Raw genomic sequence first — 22,832 nt, forward strand, 5'->3', positions numbered from 1 at the left:
CCAGCGTAGAGAATCCGCTAGTTACGTGAATCAGCCACCCTCCAAACCTACAACTTTTCCCAGTTATCGCCCTGCCACCCGCCCGCTAGCCTGACCCCGTTCCCATCGCGACGAGGAAGGCATCCATGCAGGTTCAAGAAGGCTACGCCGATTTCCACGGCCACCAGACCTGGTACCGGGTCACCGGTGAGCTGGCCAGCGGGCGATTACCGCTGGTGGTGGCCCACGGCGGTCCCGGTTGCACCCATGACTATGTCGACAGCTTCAAGGACCTGGCCGAGCATGGCTGGCCGGTGGTGCATTACGACCAGCTGGGCAATGGCCGTTCCACCCACCTGCGCGGCATCGATCCGGGGTTCTGGACGGTGGAGCTGTTTCTCGACGAGCTGAACAACCTGCTGCGCCACCTGGGTATCCGCCAGTACGCGCTGCTCGGCCAATCCTGGGGCGGAATGCTGGCTGCCGAGCACGGGGTGCGTCAGCCGGCAGGACTGCGGGGACTGATCATCGCCAATTCGCCGGCGTCTATGGCGCTCTGGCGCGCGGCTGCGACGGGGCTGCGGGCCGAATTGCCGCCCGCGGTGCAGGCTACCCTGGAGCGCCACGAGGCCGCCGGTACCACCGACTCACCGGAGTACCGCGCCGCCAGCCAGGTCTTCTATGACCGTCATGTCTGCCGGGTGCAGCCGCTGCCGGCCGAGGTGGCGCGGACCTTCGCCGCCATCGACGCCGATCCCACCGTCTATCACGCCATGAACGGCCCCACCGAGTTCCATGTGATCGGCAGTCTGCGGGACTGGAGCGTGATCGAGCGGCTGGCGCGGATCCAGGTGCCGACGCTACTGATCTCCGGGCGTCACGACGAGGCCACGCCGGCCTGCGTGGAACCCTTTGATCGACTCATCCCGGACGTGCGCTGGCGCATCTTCGAGCATTCCAGCCACATGCCCCACGTGGAAGAACGCGAGGCCTGCATGGCCACGGTGGCGATCTTTCTCGCCAAGGTGGAAGGCCGCTAGGCCTCGGCGTCGAGGGCCGCGGCGATCTCGTCGATGCGGGTCTGGCGGTCGTCGGCCTGCAGGCGCGGACGCGGATTGAGCGCCGACCATTCCGGGTGGGCCCGGGCCACCTGCACGGCGGCGGGCAGCTTGCCTTCGCGCCAGCGCTGCTCGTCAGGCGCGGCCACCTCGATGGCACCCTGGGCGGCGTGGCCGCGGATTTCCAGCGCCGCCAGCAGCTGACGCTGCCGCAGCGCCAGCAGGCGCAGCACGGCATCGTCGATGGACAGTTCCCGCCCGCCGCGCAGCTTGCCGAACACCCGCCGGCCATAGTGGCCGCCGGTCTGCGCCAGGCCACCGGCCAGGGCGCCCAGCACCGTGGCGGCGCCCAGGGTCAGGCCACCGGCGAGCAGGTCGAGGCCGACCCCGGCCGCCGCGCCGGCCGCCACCCCGCCGCCCAGGCGGATGCCCAGCAGGCGCAGGGTTTCCGGATTGAACAGGTCATCGCCCCAGCGGCCGTCCAGCAGCGGCAGGTCGCTGGCATGGGCATCGCCCGGGCGAAAGCCGAACAGCTGCAAGAGTTCTTCCACACAGCGTTGCTCACGGGTGCGCAGGGCGTCGCGCAAGTCGGCGGTCGCGGTGCTGACCTCGGCTTCGCCCGGCGCCACGCTGCGCCGGGCGGCGGCGGCGTCCACCAGCAATTCGGCGATAAGCCGCACGCCTTGCTGATGGCGCCGGCGGGCCTGCTCGGCATGGTCGGCGATCAGCCGTTGCAGCGCCGGGCGGCCGCTTTCCAGCAGGGTCGCCAGGCTTTCGTAGAGACGCGCCTCGCCATCTGCCGGCGGGGCGACACTGTCGAAGCGCACCAGGGCGTGCAGGCCGAGACGGGCCAGGATGGCGCGCCAGTCGTCGGCGCGGTGACCGTCGGCGGCGACGAAATTGAGCACCGGCACCAGCGGCCGCCCGCATCCGGCCAGCACCGCCAGTTCGTCGCGGTACTTGGCCAGCACCGGTTCGCGGGCGTCGATCACATAGAGCCCGGCATCGGAGGCGCGCAGCTGGCGGATCACCTTGGCCTCCTGCTCGAATCTCTGGCGGGCTTCCACGCTGTCGAGAAAGCGATCGAGCAGGGTGGCGGCGTCCAGGCGTTCGCCGGGTCTTTCCAGTTGCTCCAGGTAGTCGCGCAGGGCGATGGCGTCTTCCAGGCCGGGGGTATCGTAGAGCTCCAGCAGGGCTTCGCCGTCCACCGACAATCGGGCACCCTCGACATGGCGGGTGGTGCTGGGACGATGGGAGACCTCGCCGAAGTCGACGTCGCGGGTCAGGGTGCGCAGCAGTGAGGTCTTGCCGACATTGGTGTGACCGACCAGCGCCAGGCGCAGGGGGCCGCTCATGGATTCGTCTCCAGCCAGGCTAGTTCTTCGAGATCGCCGGCGCAGTGTGCCAGACGCAGGGCGTCCAGCGCCTGCCGCCAGTTGTCCAGGCGGACCGGATCGAGCTTGCTGCCCAGGGGCGCGGGCAGCAGCCAGACGCGGGTCGTCGTGGCGCAGCGCGACAATTCTGCCAACAGGGTCAGGGTACCGCGATCCGGGGACCGGCGCGGATCGCAGGCGATCAGCAGGCGGCGCGCCGGATAGCGGGTCAGCTGTTCGAGCAGATGGCGCCGGCCCTGGCCATCGTCGAGGATGCCGGCATCGCGCACGCCCTCGGGCAGCGGCGGCGGCCAGGTATGGTCGGTGACTTCGATGCCCACCAGCAGCGCCTCGTCGCCGGTGCGGGCGAGACCGCCGGCGTCCTGCGGGGGCAGGTGGGCGGGGGCGGCGTCGTTCACGCCCAGGCGTTCGCTGGTGGGCAGCAGGCGTTCGCGCAATTGCAGATAGCCCGGGCGCTCGACGTCCAGCCGCAGCCGTTGGCGACCGCGGCGCCAGCGCCACAGGCAGAGCAGGGTCAGCAGCAGCCGTGGCAGCAGGCCATAGACCAGTACCACGCCCAGCAGCCAGCCGGCCCAGGCCTGACGTGCCGTGGCCAGGGGGCTGGCGGCATCGCCACTGGCGGCGATGCTGGCCGGATCGGGCAGCGGAAAACCCAGCAGCTGGGGCAGGGCGCCGAGCACCTGGGTCAGCAGCACGAAGGTGTCGCTGCCAAGCAGGGTGGTCTCCCAGACGAACAGATAGCTGCGCCCGGAGAGCAGCGCCAGCAGGGTGGCCAGGGCGCTGCCGAGGATCAGCAGCCAGAGACCGTGCACCAGCCCGCCCAACGCCCAGGGCAGCAGACGGGCGCGGCCGAGCAGCCCGACCAGCGCGGGCCCCAGGTGCAGGGCGCGGGCATCGCGCGCCAGGCGACCGGAGAGCCACAGCCAGAGGCGCGCCAGCGGCGAGGCCAGCTGGCGGCCGCCGCCCAGCAGGCCGAGGGTCCAGACCAGCAGGCTGAGCAGGTTGAGCCCGAGCAGACTGCCCAGCGCCCAGAACACATTGACCGGGCGGCTGCCGTCACCCAGGGCTCCGGCGGCCAGCCCCGCGCCGCAGAACAGCGCGACGATGCCCAGCAGCCAGGCGGCCAGCAGCGCACCCTGGCGCCAGCGGCGCTGCGCCGCCAGCAGGCCGTCACGCTGGCCGAGCAGGTGGGCGCGCGTCACCAGCCGCGACTCGAAGGGGCCACCGGCCGCACGCGCCTGGCGATTGGCCTCGGCGTTTTCCAGCGGGCCGCTGTCTTCCTCGGTCAGGCGCAGGGCTTCGGTGAGCCAGAGATCCTCGAAGGCGGGAGAGGGGAGTGCGGTCACGCGGCGGCGCCCTTGCGGCAAAGACGCCGAGCATAGTCCCTGGCGCCCTGGCTGTTAACGCCTCTGTTATGCTCTGTCACCATGAAAACCTCTCTTCCCCTGAGCCTGATCGTCGCCGTGGCCGACAACGGCGTCATCGGCATCGACAATCGTCTCCCCTGGCACCTGCCGGCGGAACTCAAATATTTCAAGGCCGTGACCCTCGGCAAGCCGCTGGTCATGGGTCGCAAGACCTGGGATTCCCTGGGCCGCCCGTTGCCGGGCCGGCTGAATCTGGTGGTCTCCCGTCAGACTGATCTGGTGGCCGAAGGTGCCGAGGTGCGGACCTCGCTGGCCGCTGCCGTGGCGCGGGCCGAGGCCTGGGCGCGGGAACGCGAGGCCAGCGAGATCATGCTGATCGGCGGCGCCCAGCTGTTCGCCGACGCCCTGCCGGTGGCCCAGCGGCTCTACCTGACCCGGGTCGCCCTGGCGCCGGCCGGGGATGTGTTCTTTCCCGATTGGCACGCGGCGGAGTGGGAGCTTGTCTCGCGCCAGGAACATGCGGCCGAGGACGACCGTCCGGCCTATGCCTGCGAGGTCTGGGAGCGTCGGGCCTAGGGGCGGTTGTCTGCAGCCTTCCCGGCTGGCTCCGGTCGTTGTTGCGATCTTAAGTAAAACCTAAGACGGGTATGGCATAAAGACGCTGAGGCAGGCTGCCTGGGCGGCCGTAGGGCACGACCATGAGGGCGATCGACAGCCAGACTTCGACGGCAATGGCAGGAACTCAGCCTGCCAATCCGAGCGTTACCGCCAGTCAGGGCGCATCCGCCAGTGACTCCACCGGCGCGGAGGGAATCCCAGCCGGCACCGATGTGGCGGTGGATCTGTCGCCCGCCGCCCAGCTCATAGCCGGATTGCTGCCGGGCCAGTCGAACGGTAACAGCGATCTCGATGGCTTCATGCAGATCCTCCAGCAGCAGATCCGCAGCCAGGGCACCGATGCCGCCGTGCTCGGCGAACTGCCCCAGGATGCCAGTGCCGACCGTGTGCAATTGGCCAAGCAGGCGGCCAATCACCTGCTGGTGAGCTATTACCATGACGACAGCCGCTATGCCGACGCCTCCACCCAGGATCCCTTCGCCAATCTGGACAGCGACAGCCTGACCCGGATCGCCAGCGACGATTCCGGCACCTTCACTTCGGCTGAGCGTCAGCTGGCCTATTTCGAAGGCGCGCAGCGCGGCACCGATGGCGCCAACGTGGCCTTTTCCGGGCTCTCCCCGCAGGTTCAGGGCGCCGCCGCCTGGAACTGGGCACCTGCCGCCACCGAGGATGCCGGCATCCTCGGGACCCTGAATCCGGGCGCGCCGGGCTGGCAGTCGGGTCAGTTGAACACCCAGCTCATCGATGGCCTGAGCGCTGGCGGGGTGGCGACTGCGGCGGCTCAGGAAACGGCCGCGTTGTCGGCGCCGACCTTTGGCGTCACCACCGGGGCGGACGGCGCACCCCAGTGGACGACGCAACCGGCGGACGGGCAGGACGCCGAAGCGAGCACCGCGCTGGATGGCAGCATCCTCACCCAGATGACCGGCACGACGGCGGCGCCTTCGCTGTCGCTCTATCGCCAGATCGCCGCCTTTGGTTGAGTGGCGCTGTTGGGCCAGGACCTGCTTGTAGGGCTTCGACGATGAAGCCGTCTCAGCCCAACCTACGCGGTCGGTAGGTTGGCGCTGAGCGCAGCGAAGCCCAACGCCAAGATGCTCTCAGATCGCCCGCAGCTTCTTCGCCGGCAGGTAGTCGCGGTGGACGCGCTCTTCCACCAGGTACAGCCAGCAAGGGCCTTCCACCTGGGGAAAGAGGCGCACTTCCTGGATGCTGCTGGGCTTGGGTTCGCCATTGCCGACCTGCACGGCCACCGTCTGGCCCAGGCGGAAGCGCGGGACCACGCCGGCGTCCACCACGCTCTGCTCGGCCTTGGTCGCCGGACGGCCCAGGTACTCGCCCAGGTCCACCGGACCGGAGGGGCCTTCGGCGACGGTGTCCACATGGAAGCTGTAGGCGGTGGCCAGGCCTTCGTCACCACCGTGGATCTCACCCTGCTTGATGCGCGACACGGCCTGGTCGAGGGCGGCGTCGAGCGTCAGTTCGTTGTTCGATTGCAGGGTGATGACGATGCGGCGTTCGAAGGGGTACTGGCTCATGGTTTCGACTTTTTCGGCAGATAAGGAAAAGAAGGGACATCTTGTGCCCCCTTTGGCCGGCCGCTGTCCAGCCGGGGGCGCCCGATCGGTGATCGCGTTTGCAACCCAAGGTGTCCAGCGGCCCGGCGGTCACCTGGGCCAGGGTGAAAAATGCCTACGCTAGACCAGGCTGCGTTGAGATCCGTGCCGAACGCTCATTTACTGCTCGTAAATTCCGCTTCCTCACCAATGTTCGCCTTGCCTGACCTTCGCGCGGCGACTTTTCGGACGAAGCCTAGTCATTGCGCCGCTTGAGCTGGTCTTTCAGCTGGGTCGGCACCTCGCGAATGATCAGCAGGTCCTGGCCTTCGTCGTATTCGATGCGCGAGCCCAGCAGGCGCGCCTCGAAGCTGATCGACAGCCCCTCGGCACGGCCGGTGAAGCGGCGGAATTGATTGAGGGTGCGCTTGTCCGCCGGGATCTCCGGGGCCAGGCCGTAATCCTTGTTGCGGATGTAGTCGTAGAAGGCACGCGGTGCCTGGTCATCCATCAACTCGGAGAGGGCGTCCAGGGCCATGGGCTCGCCGCGCTTGGCCTGGCTGCTGGCGTAGTCCACCAGGGTGTCGGTCTTTTCCTTGGCGGCCTCTTCCGGCAGGTCCTCGCTCTCCACGTAGTCGCTGAAGGCCTTGAGCAGGGTGCGGGTCTCGCCCTTGGCGTCGACGCCTTCCTGGCAGCCGATGAAGTCGCGGAAGTAATCCGAGACCTTCTTGCCGCCCTTGCCGCGAATGAAGGAGATGTACTGGCGCGACTGCTTGTTGTTGCGCCACTCCGAGAGGTTGATCCGCGCGGCCAGATGCAACTGGCCCAGGTCCAGGTGCTTGGCGGGAGCCACTTCCAGACTCTCGGTGACGGTCACCCCCTCGCTGTGGTGCAGCAGGGCGATGCTCAGGTAGTCGGTCATGCCCTGCTGGTACTGGGCGAACAGCACATGGCCGCCGGTGGAAAGGTTGCTGCTCTCCATCAGCCCCTTGAGGTGCTCCACCGCCTGGCGACTGAAGGCGACGAAGTCCTGCTCGCCCTCCAGGTAGGCATGCAGCCAGCCGCTCAAGGGATAGGCGCCGGATTCCTCGTGGAACAGGCCCCAGGCCTTGTTGGGCTTGGCGTTGTAGCTGTCGTTGAGATCGGCCAGCAGATTCTCGATGGCCTGGGAGTCGGCCAGTTCGGCATCCCGCGCGTGCAGGGTCGCGGGCTGGCCGTCGGGCTTCTTGTCGATCAGATGGACGATGGCGTGACGGATCGGCATGGCGGACTCGGTTAGCTGAGAGCCTGTTCAACGTCTCACGAGCTAGAGACAAACAAGGCGAAAATGGCTGAGGAAGCGGAGTTTACAGGTAGTAAATGAGCATTCCGAAGCCATTTTCAACGCCGTTTGGCCGACGCGCAGTAGACGTTGGATAGGCTCTGAGAAAGTCCGCCAGTCTAACGCTCCCGCGCCCTGGCGGGCAGGCCCTGGGCGCCGCGGGCTCAGCGCGCCGCCGTGGTCTCCTTTTCCTGCAGCGCGTTGCCCAGGTGGCGGGTCATGAAGACCGCGGCTTCTTCACGGCGATCCTCCAGCAGCAGATCGATCAGCTCCAGGTGCTCCTGGCAGCGGCGCTGGGCCTGCTCGCGATCCACCGACTTCTGGTATTCGATCAGGCGGCGCAGGCGATTGAGCCGGCGCAGTGCATCGAGGATGAAGGCATTGCCCGAGCAGCGGGCGATGGTCTCGTGCAGGCGGGTGTTGGCGTCGAAGATCTCCGCGGGCGAGGCCTCGAACACCCGGCCCGCGGCCAGCAGCGCCTGCTCGTCGCGGCAGCGCCGCAATTCCCCGGCATCCAGGCTGAAGCCGGCGTCGCGGATGCCGGCCGGCTCGATCAGCAGGCGGAAGGCATAGCTCTGGGCATAGGCGTCGGGCGAGGTGAGACCTTCGACGAAGCTCCAGCCGTAGCCCGGCAGGCGCTCGGCCCAGCCTTCCTGGACGATGCGCCTGAGGATGTCGGCCAGTTGCCCACGGGTGACCTGGTAGCGGCGGATCAGCTCGTTTTCCGTGACCTTGAGCGGCAATTCGCCCTCGATCCGGTCGCGGGCGATGGTCAGGTACAGACGCTCGCTGGCGGACACCTCTTCGCGCGCCTGGGGCGTGGCGTCCAGGGCCGCGGCGGCCACGGCGAAGCCGCCTTCGGGATGCCGCGCCAGCAGGCTCTGGTCGGCCATCTGCTGCAGGGCGCTGCGCACCGGCGAGCGCGACACCCGCAGCCGCTCGGCCAGGGCGCGCTCGGGCAGCCGGGTGCCGACCGCCAGCTGGTGCGAGGCGATGTAGGTGAGGATGTCGGGAATCAGTTGGGAGGCGAGGGTGGTGCCCATGGCAGCGCTGGCGAGTCGATCGGAAAGATCCGGAATGCTAGCACGGGACCCGCCGGGCGCAGCCGGCGGGTCCCGCAGGCGAGCGCTCAGTCGCCGCTCGGACTGACGTCCATGTCCTTGAGCTTAACCAGCCGGCTGCCGTGCTTGCAGCGATAGCCCAGCCAGACGACGAGAAACAGCGGCAGGCTGATGTAGGTGGCGGCCAGGCCCAGCCAGTCGACGCCGTGCGGCCCGAACAGGGCGGCATAGTTCTGCCCCAGGGTGATCACCAGGCAGAGGGCGAAGGCCAGCAGCGGCCCGAAGGGAAACAGCTTGGCACGGTAGGGCAGGTCTTCCAGGCGGCGACCCTGGGCCAGGTAGCCCTGGCGGAAGCGATAGTGGGACACGGCGATGCCCAGCCAGGCGATGAAGCCGCACATGCCCGAGGTGTTGAGCAGCCAGCCATAGAGCGCCTTGTCGCCCACCAGGGAGGTGAAGAAGCACAGGGCGCCCACCGCGGTGGTGGCCAGCAGGGCGTTGCGCGGCACGCCATTGCGCGAGACGCGGGCGAACAGCCGCGGCGCCTTGCCCTGTTCGGCCAGGCTGTGCAGCATCCGCGTCGAGGCGTACATGCCCGAGGTGCCGGCGGAAAGCACCGCCGAGAGGATCACCGCGTTCATCAGGCTGGCGGCGAAGGCCAGGCCGGCGCGCTCGAACAGCAGGGTGAACGGCGAGACGGAGACGTCGGTGGCATCGTTCTGCAGCAGGCGCGGATCGGTATAGGGGATCAGCATGCCGATGACGAAGATCGCCAGCACATAGAACATCAGGATGCGCCAGAACACCTGGCGGATGGCGATGGGCACGTTCTTGCGCGGATTCTCCGATTCACCGGCGGCGATGCCGATCAGCTCGGTGCCCTGAAAGGAAAAGCCGGCGATCATGGCCACCCCGACCATGGCCTGCAGGCCGCCGACGAAGGGCGCCTCGCCCTGGGTGAACACGGACAGGCCCGGCGGCTCGATGCCGCTGAAGATGCCGAGGATGGCGGCCAGGCCCAGGCCGATGAAGACCACCACGGTGGCCACCTTGATCAGCGCGAACCAGAATTCGCTCTCGCCGAAGCCGCGCACGGACACCGCATTGAGCAGGAACATCAGCGCGAGGAACAGTGCGCTCCAGATCAGCCCGGGCACCCCGGGAAACCAGAAGCCCATCACCAGCTGGGCCGCCACCAGCTCGGCGGCGATGGTCACCGCCCAGTTGTACCAGTAGTTCCAGCCGAGGGCGAAGCCGAAGCCGTCCTCGACGAAGCGACTGCCATAGATGGAGAAGGAACCCGACACCGGCTGGTAGGCGGCCATCTCGCCGAGGCTGGTCATGAGGAAGTAGACCATCAGGCCGATCAGCGCATAGGCCGCCAGGGCGCCGCCCGGGCCGGCGGTGGCCACGGTGGCGCCGGAGGCGACGAACAAGCCGGTGCCGATGGAGCCGCCGATGGCGATCATGTTGAGGTGGCGGGGCTTGAGCCGGCGCTGCAGACTCGGAGAGGCGGTGGACATGGGGATTCCAGCTGGCAGTTTAACAGGGGCCGGCGCTGGCTCTGGCGGCCAGTCGCGGTCGTCGAATGAAGGGTGGTGTGCGGAACGCCCGCGGCTGTCGGCGCGGGCAGCGCCAAAAAAGCCGCGAAGCTTAGCAGGCCAAGGGCGCCAGGTGGGATGGCGGTCGTCGGTGCGCGGCTGTCGCAGTCCGATCAATGCCGGGCCGAGCTTCGGCTAGCATGGCCCAAGGTCGGAGAAGGCAGCGCAGCGTGATCGATTCGAGAACCTTTGGCAGCGGTATCCAGGGCAAGAACTACCTGCAGTTGCAGTCGACGCGGCCGCGGCCGGAGTTTTCCCGGCTGGTCGGCTTCATCCTGCTCGACCACTTTTCCCTGCCATCCTTCACCCAGGCGCTGGATACCCTGGTCACCGCCAACCTGCTGGCCGCCGGGACCTTCGCCACCCGGACCTACAGCCCGACCGGCGCCGAGGTGCTCAGTGACCTCGGCATCGTCATCCTTCCGGACGGCGACTACCGCGCCGCGGAGAGCGCCCGCTTCGATCTGCTGGTGGTCTGTGGTGGCCTGCGGACGCCGCTGGAGCTGGACCCACGGCTCAAGGCGCTGCTGCTGCGCGCGGCCAAGCAGCAGGTGACCCTCTGCGGCCTGTGGAACGGCGCCTGGCAACTGGGTCAGGCCGGGATGCTGGACGGCTATCGCTGCGCCATCCATCCCGAGCAGCGCAGCGCCTTCAGCGAACGGGTGCGCGGTTGCAAGACCTCGGCGGAAAGCCATGTGCTGGATCGCGATCGCCTCACCGCGGCCAGTCCCAGCGGCGCCTTCCACCTCTTCCTCGAATGGATCGGCGCCCAGTGCGGCAGCGCCCTGGCCGATGGCCTGGTCAACATCCTGGCCTTCGAGGAGTCGCGCTTTCGTCAGGTCAATCCGACGCTCAAGGTGCAGATGACCCCGCCGCTGCGCGAGGTGGTGACCCTGATGGAAGCCAACATCGAGGAGCCCCTCACCATCGAGCAGCTGTGCGACTACGCCGGCCGCTCGCGGCGCCAGGTCGAGCGGCTGTTTCGCGAGCAGCTTGATACCGCGCCCATGCGTTATTACCTGGAATTGCGCATCACCGAGGGCCGCCGCCTGCTGCAGCATTCCACCCTGTCGGTGCTGGAGGTGGCGGTGGCCTGCGGCTTCACCTCGGTCACCCACTTCAGCAAGAGATACTCGGCCTACTTCGGCTATCCGCCGTCCAAGGAGCGGCGGTTGAAGTACTGAGCCTCGGGGTAAAGGCAGAGGGCGCGCCCCAGAGCGTTTCGTCGGCGCACAGGAACGGCTGCCTGCCGTCCCGCTCGAAGCCTTATCCCGGCGCGACACGGCTGGCGTGACGCGGCGACGGGTAATCTGATGATCTACCGAGCGAGGATGTCCCATGACTGACCCACGTAACGTCGCCCACGACAAGAAAGTGCAGCAGGAAAAGAAGCATCAGGGCGAAGACATCGCACCCGATGCCGAGCACGCGCCGCAACCGGGCAAGAAACCCGCGCTCAAGGACCACGACGAGCAGGCCGACGACAAGGCTTGACCCTCTGCCAGCCTCGCAGTACGCGAGGCCTTCGCCGATGCAGACGGCCGTCGGCATCGCACCTTCCCGCCAGAGTCAGCTGCCCGGCGCCAGCGCCGGCTCTGGTTGCCGGGTCCGCTCCGCCGCATTCAGGCACAGCAAGCCCGCCAGGGCGAACAGCAGACCGAGCAGCATGCCCGGCGCCAGGGGTTCGTCGAAGCAGGCCCAGGCCCACAGCAGCGCCACCGGCGGACTTAGGTAGAGCGCGCCACTTACCGCCTGGGGGCTGCCCCGGCGCAGGCACAGCCAGTAGAGACCGAAGCCGAGCAGGGTCGGGATCAGCAGCCAGAGCACCGCCAGGGCGAAGCCGAGGGTCAGCGGTGGGGTCAGCGGACCTTCCACCCCGGCCACCCCCAGCATCACCAGACTGCTGGCCGCCAGCTGGATGAACAGTTGCGTCCGCAATGCCAGTCGACTCGGCGGCAGGCGACTCTGCACCAGGGTCGCCAGCGCCAGGGCCAGGGCGCTGCCCAGCGGCAGGGCGTAGGCCCAGCCGGGGGCCACGCCCATTCCCAATCCCGCGCCGGTGGCCAGCAGGACGCCCGTCAGGCCCAGTCCCAGGCCGAGCCACTGGCGCCCGTTGGTACGCTGGCCCGGCAGCAGGCAGCAGCCCAGGGCCACCAGCAGCGGCGACAGATCCGACAGCAGCGCCGCCAGCCCGGGTGAGACGCCCAGTTCGATGGCCTTGGCCGCCGGCCCTGCCGCTCCGGCGAAGGCCAGCACGCCGATGCCCGCCTGCTGGCCGATGATCTTCAACGGCAATCGCCGCACCTCGGCCCAGGCGAAGGGCAGCAGCAGCAGGGCGGCCAGCAGCAGGCGCCAGAAGGTCACCAGCAGGGTAGGGGCCTGGTCCGCGGCGTAGCGGTAACCGACGAAACCGGCGCTCCAGCACAGCACCAGGGCGAGCTGGCGCAGCAGCGGGGAAGACAGGATGGCAGGCATGGCCGGGCTCCAGATGACGGGATGCCTTGAGCCTGGCCCAGGGTGGTAATACACTCAAACGACATTATCTGTAGCTATGGTTCGATAAAAACGCATCATGCCCGCACCTCTCGATATCGACGTCCTGCGGACCTTTCACACCATCGTGCGGCTGGGGCAGTTTCGCGCCGCCTCCCTGCAGCTCAATCGCAGTCCCTCGGCGGTGAGCAGCCAGATCCGCCGACTGGAGGAGCAGACCGGCGGCCGGCTGTTCGAGCGCGACAACCAGGCGGTGACCCTGACCCCGCTCGGGCGCCGCGTGCTGCTGGAGACCGCCGACCTGCTGCAGGCCCATGACCGCATCCTCGCCGGTCTCACCGGCCAGCCGGTGGTGGGTGAGGTGCGCCTGGGCGTGGCCGAAGACTATGCCGCCCGCCTGCTCAAGGCCGTGCTGCCGCGCTTGCAGGGCGAGCATCCCGGGATCGTCCTGCAGGTGCTGACCGGCAACAGCAGCCAGCTCCGGCGCTGGCTCGGCCAGGGACTGCTGGACCTGGCGCTGCTGGTGGGACCGCCCCGCACCGATCGGGCGGACGGCCAGAGATTCGGCCATACCCAGCCGGTGTGGGTCGCCGGTCCCGGCCTGCAACTGAGCCCGGACGCCAGCGTGCCCCTGGCGCTGCACGGCGAGGGCTGCAGCTATCGCGAACTGGGCATCGACCTGCTGATCCGCCAGGGCCGGCGCTGGCATGCGGTGGTGACCAGTGCCGCCTCTTCGGCATTGGAAGCGGCGGTCGAGCTGGGCCAGGCCGTGGCCATCACCGACCGGGCGCGCATGACCCCGCCGATGCGCGAACTGACGCCGGAAGAGGGCTTTGCGCAACTGCCGGTGCACGAGCTGCGGCTGGCCTCGCCACCGGGCGAGCGCAGCCCCGCCTGCGCCTCTCTGGCCGGGCTGATCGCCGAGGATTTTCGCCTCTAGCCAGGCGGCGCGAGGTTTGACCAGGCGACGCGCAGCCACTAAGGTGCCGGCCCTGGCGCGCGACCTGCCGCCTGTCGATTCGTCGTTCCACCTGGAACGGACACCTCCCGAGACCACTCGGACCCTCTGCGACCGCCTGAGCTGTCGCCTCCCGAAATACCCGGGATCGGCCCCTGCATCCGGCCCGCTACCGCCGCTCCTGTCCGCTTTTCTGGAATATCCCGCTGTCATGAATGCCCCACCCGCCATCCCCCGTCTCATCTATCTGCTGGCCCTGACCATCTTCGCGCTGACCACCGCCGAATTCATGGTGGCCGGCATGATGCCGGCGCTGGCCGCCGATCTTGGCGTCTCCATCGGCCAGATCGGCTATCTGATCTCCTGGTATGCCCTGGGCATGGCCCTGGGCGGCCCGCCGCTGACCCTGTTGCTGCTGGCCCTGCGCTTGGCGGAAAAATCGGCGCTGCTGTGGCTGCTGGCGCTCTATCTAGCGGGCGCCGTGGTCGCCGCGCTGGCGGCCAGCTATCCGGTCATGGCGGCGGGGCGGGTGCTCATGGGCATCGCCAGCTCCGCCAGCATCGGCCTGTGCCTGACCCTGGGCGCCAAGCTGGTCACGCCGGATCGCCGCGGCCGGGCAGCCTCGCTGATCCTGTCCGGCCTCATGCTGGCGCCGGTATTCGGCGTGCCGGGCACGGTGCTGATCGAGCAACTGGCCGGCTGGCGCGCCAGCTTCTGGGCGGTCGCCCTGCTGGCGGCCTGCTGCACCCTGCTGGTCGGCCTGTGCGTGCCGCGCACGCCGGCACGCGCGGCCGGGCAGCTGGGTGACGAGCTGCGCACCCTGGTCAGCGCCCGGCTCTGGGCGGCCTACCTCACCAGCGGCCTGATCATCGGCGCGACCTTCGCCGGTTTCAGCTACTTCTCGCCCATCCTCATCCAGGTCACGGGTTTCGCGTCCACCACCATTCCCTGGTTGCTGATGGGGTACGGCCTCGCCAACGTGCTGGGCAATCTGCTGGTGGGCCGCCTGGCCGATCGCTACACCCTCAAGGTACAGGGTGTCGGCCTGGCGGTGCTGGCGCTGGGCTTCGCCCTGTTCGTCAGCTGCGCCGACAGTGCCGCGGCCAGCCTCCTGGCCCTGGCGCTGATCGGCCTGACCGGGGTGGCGCTCAACCCGGCCATGGTCGCCCGGGTCATGGCCGCGGCCACCCCAGGGCCCCTGGTCAACACCCTGCATACCTCGGTGATCACCGCGGGCCTGGCAGTGGGTGCCTGGGCCGGCGGCGCGGCCATCGATGCCGGCCAGGGCCTGCGCGCGCCCCTGTGGGTCGGTCTGGGGATGGCGCTGCTGGGCGTGCTGAGCCTGGTGCCCAGCCTGGTGCAGCGGTTGACCCTGGCGTCGCCGCCCGCGAGTCGCTGCTAGCGCCTGGCCGCTGTGGCGACCTGGCCGCGCCAGGCTGCCACCGCGCCGCAGGGGTTTCGCCCGCGAAAGGCTCTAAGACGGTGCTTTCGGCGGGAGCGTACGAGCTGTCTTCGCTGTAGCCTGACTGTCATCTCTGCCTGGCATGTTGCCTTTCGAACAGGAAGGCGCGATTTCGCGCCTTCGATCCTCAGGCTATCGACAAGGGCGGCACAGACATGCAGGCTTCGCTTCGCGGTATGACGTTGGGATTGGTGCTCGGGCTGGTGAGTGGTGGCCCGGTGTGGGCGGCGACGCCCATTCCCTTCTGGCATTCAATGGATGCGGAGCTTGGCAAGGAGGTCGACTCCCTGGCCCAGCGCTTCAACCAGGCGCACCCGGAATTCCAGGTGCAGCCGGTGTACAAGGGCGACTACGAGCAAAGTCTGGCGGCTGGCATCGCGGCCTTCCGGACCGGCAAGCCGCCGGCCATTCTGCAGGTCTACGAGGTGGGCACCGCGACCATGATGGCCTCCAAGGCCATCGAGCCGGTCTACCAGGTGTTCAAGGACGCGGGCCTGAAGCTGGATGAAGCGGGCTTCGTACCCACCGTCGCCAGCTACTCCAGCGACGCCAAGACCGGTCAACTGCTGTCCATGCCGTTCAACAGTTCCACCCCGGTGCTCTACTACAACAAGGCCGCCTTCAAGCAGGCCGGCCTCGATCCGGAAGCGCCGCCCAAGACCTGGAAGGACCTGGCCGAAGACAGCGCCAAGCTGCGCGCCGCCGGTCTCAAGTGCGGTTACACCAGCGGCTGGCAGAGCTGGGTGCAGCTGGAAAACTTCAGCGCCTGGAACGGCCTGCCCTTCGCCAGCCGGGACAACGGCTACCTGGGGACCGATGCCGTGCTGGACTTCAACCAGGCGCCGCAGGTCAAGCACATCGCCCTGTTGCAGGAGATGGGCAAGCGCGGTAACTTCACCTACGTTGGCCGCAAGGACGAACCCACGGAGAAGTTCTACAACGGCGACTGCGCCATGCTGACCACCTCGTCCGGCTCGCTGGCCAACATCCGCCACTATGCCAAGTTCGACTTCGGCGTGGCCATGATGCCCTACGACGGCGACCTCAAGGGCGCTCCCCAGAACGCCATCATCGGCGGCGCCAGCCTCTGGGTGTTCAAGGGCCAGGATGCCGCGGTGAAGCGCGGCGTGGCCGAATTTCTCGCCTTCCTGGCGCAGCCGGAGATCGCCGCTGAATGGCACCAGCTGACCGGCTACCTGCCGATCACCAAGGCGGCCTACGACCTGACCCGCGAGCAGGGCTTCTACAGCAAGAATCCGGGGACCGACATCGCCACCCGGCAGATGCTGAACAAGCCGCCACTGGCCTTCACCAAGGACCTGCGCCTGGGCAACATGCCGCAGATCCGCGCGGTGATCGATGAAGAGCTGGAAAGCGTCTGGACCGGCAAGCAGGCCCCGCAACAGGCGCTGGATACCGCCGTGCAGCGCGGCAACGTGCTGTTGCGCCGCTTCGAGAAATCCACCCAGTAAGCCTGGGGTCCGCCCTGGCGGCGCCTGCCGACGACTGCCGGCGCCGCTCCTCTTTTCGCGACGATGCGTGCGCCCATGTCCACATCCCGTCAGGTCTTTCCTTCCGGCTGGCTGCCCTATGCGCTGCTCGCGCCGCAGCTGGCGATCACCGCCGTGTTCTTTCTCTGGCCCGCCGGCAAGACGCTCTGGTATTCGTTGCAGAGCGTCGATCCCTTCGGCCTGTCCAGCCAGTTCGTCGGCCTCGACAACTTCCGTCAGCTGTTCCAGGACCCGCTGTATCTGGCCTCCTTCTGGACCACCCTGACCTTCAGCGCCCTGGTGACCGGCTTCGGCCTGCTGGTGTCCCTGGTCCTCGCGGCCCTGGTCGATCTGGTGGTGCGTGGCAGCCGGATCTACCAGACTCTGCTGCTGCTGCCCTATGCGGTGGCCCCGGCCATCGCCGCGGTGTTGTGGATCTTTCTGTTCAACCCCGGTCTCGGTCTGCTCACCCTGGTGCTGGAGCGCTACGGCTATCACTGGAACCACGCCCAGAACGCCGGTCAGGCGCTGTTTCTGGTGGTGCTCGCTTCGGTGTGGAAGCAGATCAGCTACAACTTCCTGTTCTTCTTCGCGGCGCTGCAATCCATCCCGCGCTCGCTGCTGGAGGCTGCCGCCATCGACGGCGCCGGGCCGCTGCGCCGCTTCCTGCAGCTGTCGCTGCCGCTGATCGCGCCGGTCAGCTTCTTCCTGCTGGTGGTCAACCTGGTCTACGCCTTCTTCGACACCTTTCCGGTGATCGACGCGGCCACTGGCGGCGGGCCGGTACAGGCCACCACCACCCTGATCTACAAGATCTATCGCGAGGGCTTCACCGGACTCGATCTCGCCGCCTCCGCCGCCCAGTCGGTGGTGCTGATGCTGCTGGTCATCGTGCTCACGGTGGTGCAGTTCCGCTACGTCGAACGCCGGGTGCGCTATCAATGATCGAGAATCGTCGCGGGCTGACGCTGCTGTGCCACCTGATGCTGGTACTGGGCATCGGCGTCATCCTCTTTCCGCTCTATGTGGCCTTCGTGGCCGCCACCCTCGACGACCGCGCGGTGTTCGCCACGCCCATGAGCCTGATCCCGGGGCACCATCTCTGGGACAACCTCAGCCTGATCTGGACCCAGGGCGTGGGCAACAGCACCGCACCCTTCTGGCTGCTGCTGCTCAACAGCTTCCTGATGGCGCTGGGCATCACCCTGGGCAAGCTGGCGGTCTCCATCCTCTCGGCCTTCGCCATCGTCTGGTTTCGCTTTCCGCTGCGCACCCTGGCTTTCTGGCTGATCTTCATCACCCTGATGCTGCCAGTGGAGGTGCGCATCTTTCCCACCGTGGACACCATCGGCCACCTGGGCATGCTGGACAGCTACGCCGGCCTGACCCTGCCGCTGATGGCCTCGGCCACCGCCACCTTCCTGTTCCGCCAGTTCTTTCTGACGCTGCCCGAGGAATTGCTCGAAGCGGCGCGCATCGATGGCGCCTCGCCGCTGCGCTTCTTTCGCGACATCGTCCTGCCGCTGTCGCGGACCAACCTGGCGGCGCTGTTCGTCATCACCTTCATCTACGGCTGGAACCAGTACCTCTGGTCGCTGCTGATCGTCAGCAACCCCGACCTCGGCACGGCCGTGGCGGGCATTCGCGGCATGCTCTCGCTCGGCGAGCGAGCGCCGCAATGGAACCAGGTGATGGCAGCCATGCTGCTCACCCTGATCCCGCCGGTGGCGGTGGTAATGGTCATGCAACGCGCCTTCGTGCGCGGTCTGGTGGATAGCGAAAAGTAACCATGGCAAACCTCGAACTCAGGGCCGTTTCCAAGAGCTGGAACGGCGGCAAGACCCAGGTCATCCAGCCCCTCGATCTGCAGGTGGCGGATGGCGAATTCATCGTGCTGATAGGGCCTTCGGGCTGCGGCAAGTCCACCCTGCTGCGGCTGGTGGCCGGACTGGAGCGGGTCAGCGCCGGCAGCATCCATATCGGCAGCCGGGACGTCACTGCGCTGGAACCCAAGGCGCGCGGCATCGCCATGGTGTTCCAGAACTATGCCCTCTATCCGCACATGAGCGTGGCCGAGAATCTGGCCTGGGGCCTCAAGATCGCCGGTCTCGGCCGTACCGAGATCGCCACCCGGGTCCAGGAGGCGGCGCGCATCCTGGAACTCGATGGCCTGCTCGAGCGGCGGCCGCGAGAGCTGTCCGGCGGCCAGCGCCAGCGGGTGGCCATGGGCCGCGCCCTGGTGCGTGATCCGGCGGTGTTCCTGTTCGACGAGCCGCTCTCCAACCTGGACGCCAAGCTGCGGGTGCAGATGCGCCTGGAATTGCAGCAGCTGCACCAGCGGCTCAAGACCACCTGCCTCTATGTCACCCATGACCAGGTGGAGGCCATGACCCTGGCCCAGCGGGTGGTGGTGATGCAGGCGGGGGTGGTCGAGCAGCTCGGCACCCCGGTAGAGGTCTACGAACGTCCGGCGACGCGCTTCGTCGCCAGCTTCATCGGCAGTCCGGCGATGAATCTGCTGGACGGCCAGGTCGACGCCGCTGGCAGCCACTGCGACGTGCCGGGTGGTGTGCGCCTGCCGCTGGGGCCGGGCTATCGCCATCTGGCCGGACGTCCGGTCTGCCTGGGCATCCGGCCCGAGCACCTGCAGCCCTGCGGCGTTTCGGAGCAGGGCCTGCCCCTGGTGGTCCGCACCCTGGAAATCCTCGGCGCCGACAACCTGGCCCATGGGCGCTGGGGCGAGCAGGCGCTGGTGGTGCGCCTGCACCATCAGCAGCGGCCGGCGCCGGGCCACGTCCTGCAGCTGCGCGCGCCGGAGGAGCACCTGCACCTGTTCGATGCCGGCTCCGGTCAGCGCCTCGATCCCCGGCGCTAGGCACGCCGGTCCGGTCAGGGCGCGGGACGGTTTCCCTCAGGCGCCCTGGAGAGGATACTGCGCCCTTTGCCGCTCTGACCGCCGATACCCATGGAAAACCTCCCGCTGTTCGATCTGCCCGCCGCTGCCCCCGAGGAAAAACCCAGGGCCAGACGCGCCCGCAAGGCCGCGCCTGCCAGCGGTCTGCGTCTGCTGCACACCTCCGACTGGCACCTGGGGCAGCATTTCCTCGGGCGCACCCGCGAGGCCGAGCATCGCGCCTTTCTCGGCTGGCTGGTCGACCAGGTGGCGGAGCAGGCGGTGGACGTGGTGCTGGTGGCGGGGGACATCTTCGACACCGCCACGCCGCCAAGCTATGCCCGCGAGCTGTACAACGGCTTCATCGTCGCCCTGCGCGGCACCGGCGCCAGCCTGGTGGTGCTCGGCGGCAACCATGATTCCGCCGCGGTGCTGGCGGAATCCCGCGAGTTGCTGGCCTGCCTGGACACCCGGGTGATCCCCTGCGTCAGCGAGACGCCAGCCGACCAGCTGCTGGAATTGCGCCGCCGCGACGGCGAGATCGGCGCGCTGCTCTGCGGCATTCCCTTCGTGCGTCCGCGGGATGTGGTGCAGAGTCAGGCCGGACAGAGCGCCGAGGAAAAGCGCCAGGCGCTGCAACAGGCCATCCAGGAGCACTATGCCGAGTTGTACGCTCTGGCCGAGGCGCGCCGCGCCGAACTGGGCGTTGCCCTGCCGATCATCGCCACCGGCCATCTGACCACCGTGGGCGCCAGCACCAGCGAGTCGGTACGGGAGATCTATGTCGGCAGCCTCGACGCCTTTCCCACCAGCGCCTTTCCGCCGGCGGACTACATCGCCCTCGGCCATATCCATCGCCCCCAGCGGGTCGGCGGCCTGGAGCAGGTGCGCTACAGCGGCTCGCCGCTGTGCCTGAGTTTCGATGAGGAACGCGCCAAGGAAGTCCTGCTGGTGGAGTTCGGCGCGGCCCTGGAGCGGGTGACGCCCGTGGCGGTGCCCTGTTTCCAGCCGCTGGCCGTGGTGCAGGGCAGCCTCGATACCCTGGGCGCCGCCCTGATCGAGGCAGCGGCCGACGGCCGCCCCGAGTGCCCGGTGTGGGCCGAGGTGGTGGTGGCCGGTGACGACTACCTGGCCGATCTGCAGCCGCGCATCTCCGCGCTGGTGGCCGAGTTGCCGCTGGAAGTACTGCGGGTCAGGCGCGCGCGCAGCGCTATCGCGCCCACCCTGCAGGGTACCCAGCGCGAAACGCTGGAAGAGCTCAGCCCGCTCGACGTCTTCAGCCAGCGCCTGGCCGAAGAGACCCTGGACGACGACCTGCGTACCCGCCTGGAAAGCCTTTACCGCGAGGTTCTCGGCGAGTTGCCTGCCTGATCGCAGCGAAACGCGTCCATCGGACGGCATTTCTCCTCCGGAACAAGGCCCGCTGCGCCGGGGTCACCCTCTCTATGCAGCCCATATCGGAGAAGACCCCATGCACGACCTGTCGCAACCCCTCGCCGCCACGCGTCACGCACGTTCCGACGACCAGCAGCCCAACGTCCAGGGCACCGAGCGCCTGGTGTCCCTGCTTGGCGGTGGTCTGCTGATCCTTGGCGGTCTGCGCAGCGGTGGCCTCACCGGTTGCGTGAGACTGGCGCTGGGCGCCATGGCCCTCAGCCGCGGCGTTCGCCAGCGCTGCGAATTCAAGGCCGCGCTGCAGCCATCGCCCTTCGAACAGGCCCTGGCCCAGCGCTGGGGCTGGCGCAATCCCACCGCCATCCAGCGCAGCGTGATCATTGCCAAGCCACGCGACGAGGTGTTCGCCTACTGCACCGACCTGCAGCACCTGCGCGAGCTGCTGCCCTTCGTCGACCGCATCGAACTGGGCGCCGATGGCGACAGCCACTGGCATGCCTCCGGTCCCCTGGGGCGCACCCTGAGCTGGATTCTGGAGCAGAGCGAGCGCCGCGAAAACGAATTCCTGCTGTGGAGCACCGTGCCCGGTACCTTCATGGCGCACAAGGCCAGTCTGACCTTCAGCGATGCGCCCCAGGGTCGTGGCACCCTGGTCCAGGCCATGCTGGCCTGCGAGGCCCCGGCCGGCCGGCTCGGCCATGCCGTCACCGAAGGCATCAGCCGCTTTACCGGCAAGGCGGTCAATCTCGGCCTGCGGCGGCTCAAGCAGCAACTGGAGACCGGCGAGGTCGCTACCCCCGAGGTCTCACGCAGCGGTCGCCCGCTGACGCCGCCTCATCCGCCGGTGACCCGCCCGGCCGACGAACCCCAGGCCGATCTCGATGCCGGTCTCGGTACTCCGGGGAAGGTGAACTGATGGGTGCCCTGGCCTAGCCAGGGTTCGCTTACCCGCGATAGGGGCCGCCCCAACTCGGAAACCCTCACTCCGCGTCATGCCAGCGTACGCAGCAGGCTGTAGTGCGGTTGCTCGAACAGACCTAGAAGGGCGAGCTGGACCCACCTACCTGCTCGCCCAGTCCATGAGCCTCGCTACGGCTCTGAGTTGTTCAAGGCAAGGGGTGAGCACTGCATGAGGGCGGTGGTCATGCCCTGGAGCCTGTTCAACGCCAGCTGCGCGTTGGCCAAACTGCCTTGAAAAGGCTCTGGGTCGCCGGCCCGGTCTCTGTGGTCTCTAGCTCACGAGCCTTTGCACGGGCGCTTGGACACCGCCTGGGTCAGCGCCCGGTATGCCCGGGGCGACTGCCCCAGGACGCGGCGAAAGGCGTGGCTGAAGGCGCTGTCCGACAGATAGCCGAGTTGGGCCGCGAGGGCCGAGATGGTCTGGTCGCCACGGCTGAGCGCAGTGGTGGCCAGCCACATGCGCCAGCGGGTGATGTACTCCAGGGGCGCGAGGCCGGCACGGGTCTTGAACTTCAACGCCAGGGTCGAGCGGGACATCCGTGCGATCGCCGCCAATTCGGCGACCGTCCAGCGCCGCGCGGGATCGGCGTGGATGGCCTGGATCGCCGGTGCCAATTGGTGATCGGACAAGACCCTCAGCCAGTTGGGAAAGGTCTGCTGGGTCTCGGTCAGGTACAGGCGCAAGGCCTGGATCAGCATCAACTGGCCCAGGAGCTCGATGGCCAGCGCACTACCCGGCGCGGGCTCGGCCAATTCGCGGGCCAGCAGCGGCAAGGCCCAGCGCAGTAGCGCCGCCTGTTCGGATGCACCGCGGACGACGATGGCCGGTGCCAGTCCGTCGAACAGCAGCCGCGCCTGGGTGGCGAAGGTGAAGCGTCCCCCCACCAAGAAGAACTGGTCGGCGCTCCCGTGCTCGGCGATGCCGGCAGGCGCGGCCTCGTACAGCGGCTCGGCCGGTTCTCTTGGCAACCCAGGATCGCTGGCCAGCGCGAAGCCGCGTTGCTGCGTCAGGAGGAAGCAATCTCCCGCGTCCAGCCGGATGGCCTGGGGCAGGCCCTCGACGCTCAGCCAGCACCTGCCCTCGACGACGGCATTGAACTTGATGCCGGGCGGTGGCGGAAAGGCCCGCGCCCACGCCTGACCGGCGCGCAGACCGGCAAAGAGGACATGCTGGGGATGCAGGGTGTGCAACACCGACGATAGCGGATCCATGGGGAATCGGA

At 68.3% G+C, this 22,832-nt stretch carries 21 protein-coding genes; 13 read left to right on the plus strand and 8 right to left on the minus strand.

The genetic code is table 11. The annotated features are described in order from the left end of the window. The first annotated feature begins 125 nt into the window (after positions 1-125). Positions 126-1,019 carry a proline iminopeptidase-family hydrolase gene (locus GSQ95_RS19395; RefSeq protein WP_158895301.1) on the plus strand — a complete coding sequence of 298 codons (894 nt, stop codon included), beginning with the start codon at positions 126-128 and terminating at the stop codon, positions 1,017-1,019. Here the strand turns inward: GSQ95_RS19395 and GSQ95_RS19400 are convergent. Continuing rightward, positions 1,016-2,392, minus strand: a complete 1,377-nt coding sequence (locus GSQ95_RS19400; RefSeq protein ID WP_158895299.1) for a GTPase/DUF3482 domain-containing protein — start codon at positions 2,390-2,392, stop codon at positions 1,016-1,018. The genes GSQ95_RS19395 and GSQ95_RS19400 overlap by 4 nt on opposite strands. After that, positions 2,389-3,777: a DUF2868 domain-containing protein gene (locus tag GSQ95_RS19405; protein ID WP_158895297.1), complete on the minus strand. Its 1,389-nt coding sequence runs from the start codon at positions 3,775-3,777 to the stop codon at positions 2,389-2,391. Before GSQ95_RS19405 ends, GSQ95_RS19400 begins: the two co-directional genes overlap by 4 nt. Before the next feature lie 81 nt (positions 3,778-3,858). On the opposite strand from GSQ95_RS19405, the gene GSQ95_RS19410 reads away from it, so the two are divergent. Together GSQ95_RS19410 and GSQ95_RS19415 are read left to right on the plus strand one after the other, a co-directional pair. Continuing rightward, on the plus strand, positions 3,859-4,374 hold the full coding sequence (locus GSQ95_RS19410; protein WP_158895295.1) for a dihydrofolate reductase: 516 nt from the start codon (positions 3,859-3,861) through the stop codon (positions 4,372-4,374). Positions 4,375-4,529: 155 nt separating this feature from the next. Then, complete coding sequence (locus GSQ95_RS19415; RefSeq protein WP_158895293.1) at positions 4,530-5,402, plus strand: hypothetical protein; 873 nt, start codon at positions 4,530-4,532, stop codon at positions 5,400-5,402. Positions 5,403-5,519: 117 nt separating this feature from the next. Here GSQ95_RS19415 and GSQ95_RS19420 read toward each other — a convergent pair whose 3' ends face one another. The 4 genes from GSQ95_RS19420 to GSQ95_RS19435 all read right to left on the minus strand — a co-directional run bounded on the left by GSQ95_RS19420 (position 5,520) and on the right by GSQ95_RS19435 (position 9,880). Beyond that, a complete protein-coding gene (locus tag GSQ95_RS19420) occupies positions 5,520-5,957 on the minus strand; it encodes a hypothetical protein (protein ID WP_133862900.1) in 438 nt (145 codons plus the stop codon). Positions 5,958-6,231: 274 nt separating this feature from the next. Beyond that, positions 6,232-7,239 (minus strand): nucleoid-associated protein YejK, encoded by a 1,008-nt coding sequence (yejK, locus tag GSQ95_RS19425; RefSeq protein WP_158895291.1) that lies wholly within the window; start codon positions 7,237-7,239, stop codon positions 6,232-6,234. 221 nt (positions 7,240-7,460) lie between these two features. Then, on the minus strand, positions 7,461-8,339 hold the full coding sequence (locus tag GSQ95_RS19430; RefSeq protein ID WP_158895289.1) for a GntR family transcriptional regulator: 879 nt from the start codon (positions 8,337-8,339) through the stop codon (positions 7,461-7,463). 86 nt (positions 8,340-8,425) lie between these two features. Next, positions 8,426-9,880, minus strand: coding sequence for an amino acid permease (locus tag GSQ95_RS19435; protein ID WP_158895287.1), 1,455 nt, complete (start codon positions 9,878-9,880; stop codon positions 8,426-8,428). A gap of 218 nt (positions 9,881-10,098) precedes the next feature. Between GSQ95_RS19435 and GSQ95_RS19440 the strand changes: the two genes are divergently transcribed. Continuing rightward, positions 10,099-11,142: a GlxA family transcriptional regulator gene (locus GSQ95_RS19440; RefSeq protein ID WP_178118457.1), complete on the plus strand. Its 1,044-nt coding sequence runs from the start codon at positions 10,099-10,101 to the stop codon at positions 11,140-11,142. Between the two features lie 154 nt (positions 11,143-11,296). After that, entirely contained in the window at positions 11,297-11,452 is a 156-nt protein-coding gene (locus GSQ95_RS26195) for a hypothetical protein (RefSeq protein WP_007162553.1), read from the plus strand. A 75-nt stretch (positions 11,453-11,527) separates the two neighbouring features. On the opposite strand, the gene GSQ95_RS19445 is transcribed toward GSQ95_RS26195, so the two are convergent. Continuing rightward, on the minus strand, positions 11,528-12,433 hold the full coding sequence (locus GSQ95_RS19445; RefSeq protein ID WP_158895283.1) for a DMT family transporter: 906 nt from the start codon (positions 12,431-12,433) through the stop codon (positions 11,528-11,530). A 97-nt stretch (positions 12,434-12,530) separates the two neighbouring features. Between GSQ95_RS19445 and GSQ95_RS19450 the strand changes: the two genes are divergently transcribed. From GSQ95_RS19450 to GSQ95_RS19485, 8 genes are all read left to right on the plus strand, one after another. Further along, positions 12,531-13,391, plus strand: coding sequence for a LysR family transcriptional regulator (locus GSQ95_RS19450; RefSeq protein WP_158895281.1), 861 nt, complete (start codon positions 12,531-12,533; stop codon positions 13,389-13,391). Positions 13,392-13,620: 229 nt separating this feature from the next. Further along, positions 13,621-14,811: an MFS transporter gene (locus GSQ95_RS19455; protein WP_158895279.1), complete on the plus strand. Its 1,191-nt coding sequence runs from the start codon at positions 13,621-13,623 to the stop codon at positions 14,809-14,811. A gap of 215 nt (positions 14,812-15,026) precedes the next feature. Beyond that, positions 15,027-16,343: a sn-glycerol-3-phosphate ABC transporter substrate-binding protein UgpB gene (ugpB, locus tag GSQ95_RS19460; protein WP_158895277.1), complete on the plus strand. Its 1,317-nt coding sequence runs from the start codon at positions 15,027-15,029 to the stop codon at positions 16,341-16,343. A gap of 75 nt (positions 16,344-16,418) precedes the next feature. After that, on the plus strand, positions 16,419-17,306 hold the full coding sequence (gene ugpA / locus GSQ95_RS19465) for a sn-glycerol-3-phosphate ABC transporter permease UgpA (RefSeq protein WP_158895275.1): 888 nt from the start codon (positions 16,419-16,421) through the stop codon (positions 17,304-17,306). Then, on the plus strand, positions 17,303-18,148 hold the full coding sequence (gene ugpE / locus GSQ95_RS19470) for a sn-glycerol-3-phosphate ABC transporter permease UgpE (protein WP_158895273.1): 846 nt from the start codon (positions 17,303-17,305) through the stop codon (positions 18,146-18,148). The genes ugpA and ugpE overlap by 4 nt, the downstream gene beginning before the upstream one ends. 2 nt (positions 18,149-18,150) lie before the next feature. Continuing rightward, positions 18,151-19,236, plus strand: coding sequence for a sn-glycerol-3-phosphate import ATP-binding protein UgpC (locus GSQ95_RS19475; RefSeq protein ID WP_158895271.1), 1,086 nt, complete (start codon positions 18,151-18,153; stop codon positions 19,234-19,236). A gap of 183 nt (positions 19,237-19,419) precedes the next feature. Then, complete coding sequence (sbcD, locus tag GSQ95_RS19480; protein WP_158895303.1) at positions 19,420-20,625, plus strand: exonuclease subunit SbcD; 1,206 nt, start codon at positions 19,420-19,422, stop codon at positions 20,623-20,625. A 100-nt stretch (positions 20,626-20,725) separates the two neighbouring features. Next, the gene (locus GSQ95_RS19485) at positions 20,726-21,565 is read left to right on the plus strand and encodes an SRPBCC family protein (RefSeq protein ID WP_158895269.1); all 840 of its coding nucleotides are present in this window, start codon (positions 20,726-20,728) and stop codon (positions 21,563-21,565) included. A 320-nt stretch (positions 21,566-21,885) separates the two neighbouring features. On the opposite strand, the gene GSQ95_RS19490 is transcribed toward GSQ95_RS19485, so the two are convergent. After that, positions 21,886-22,821 carry an AraC family transcriptional regulator gene (locus GSQ95_RS19490; protein ID WP_158895267.1) on the minus strand — a complete coding sequence of 312 codons (936 nt, stop codon included), beginning with the start codon at positions 22,819-22,821 and terminating at the stop codon, positions 21,886-21,888. Positions 22,822-22,832 lie beyond the last annotated feature (11 nt).

Source organism: Pseudomonas sp. BAV 4579 (assembly GCF_009765395.1).
GTDB classification, from domain to species: domain Bacteria; phylum Pseudomonadota; class Gammaproteobacteria; order Pseudomonadales; family Pseudomonadaceae; genus Chryseomonas; species Chryseomonas aestiva.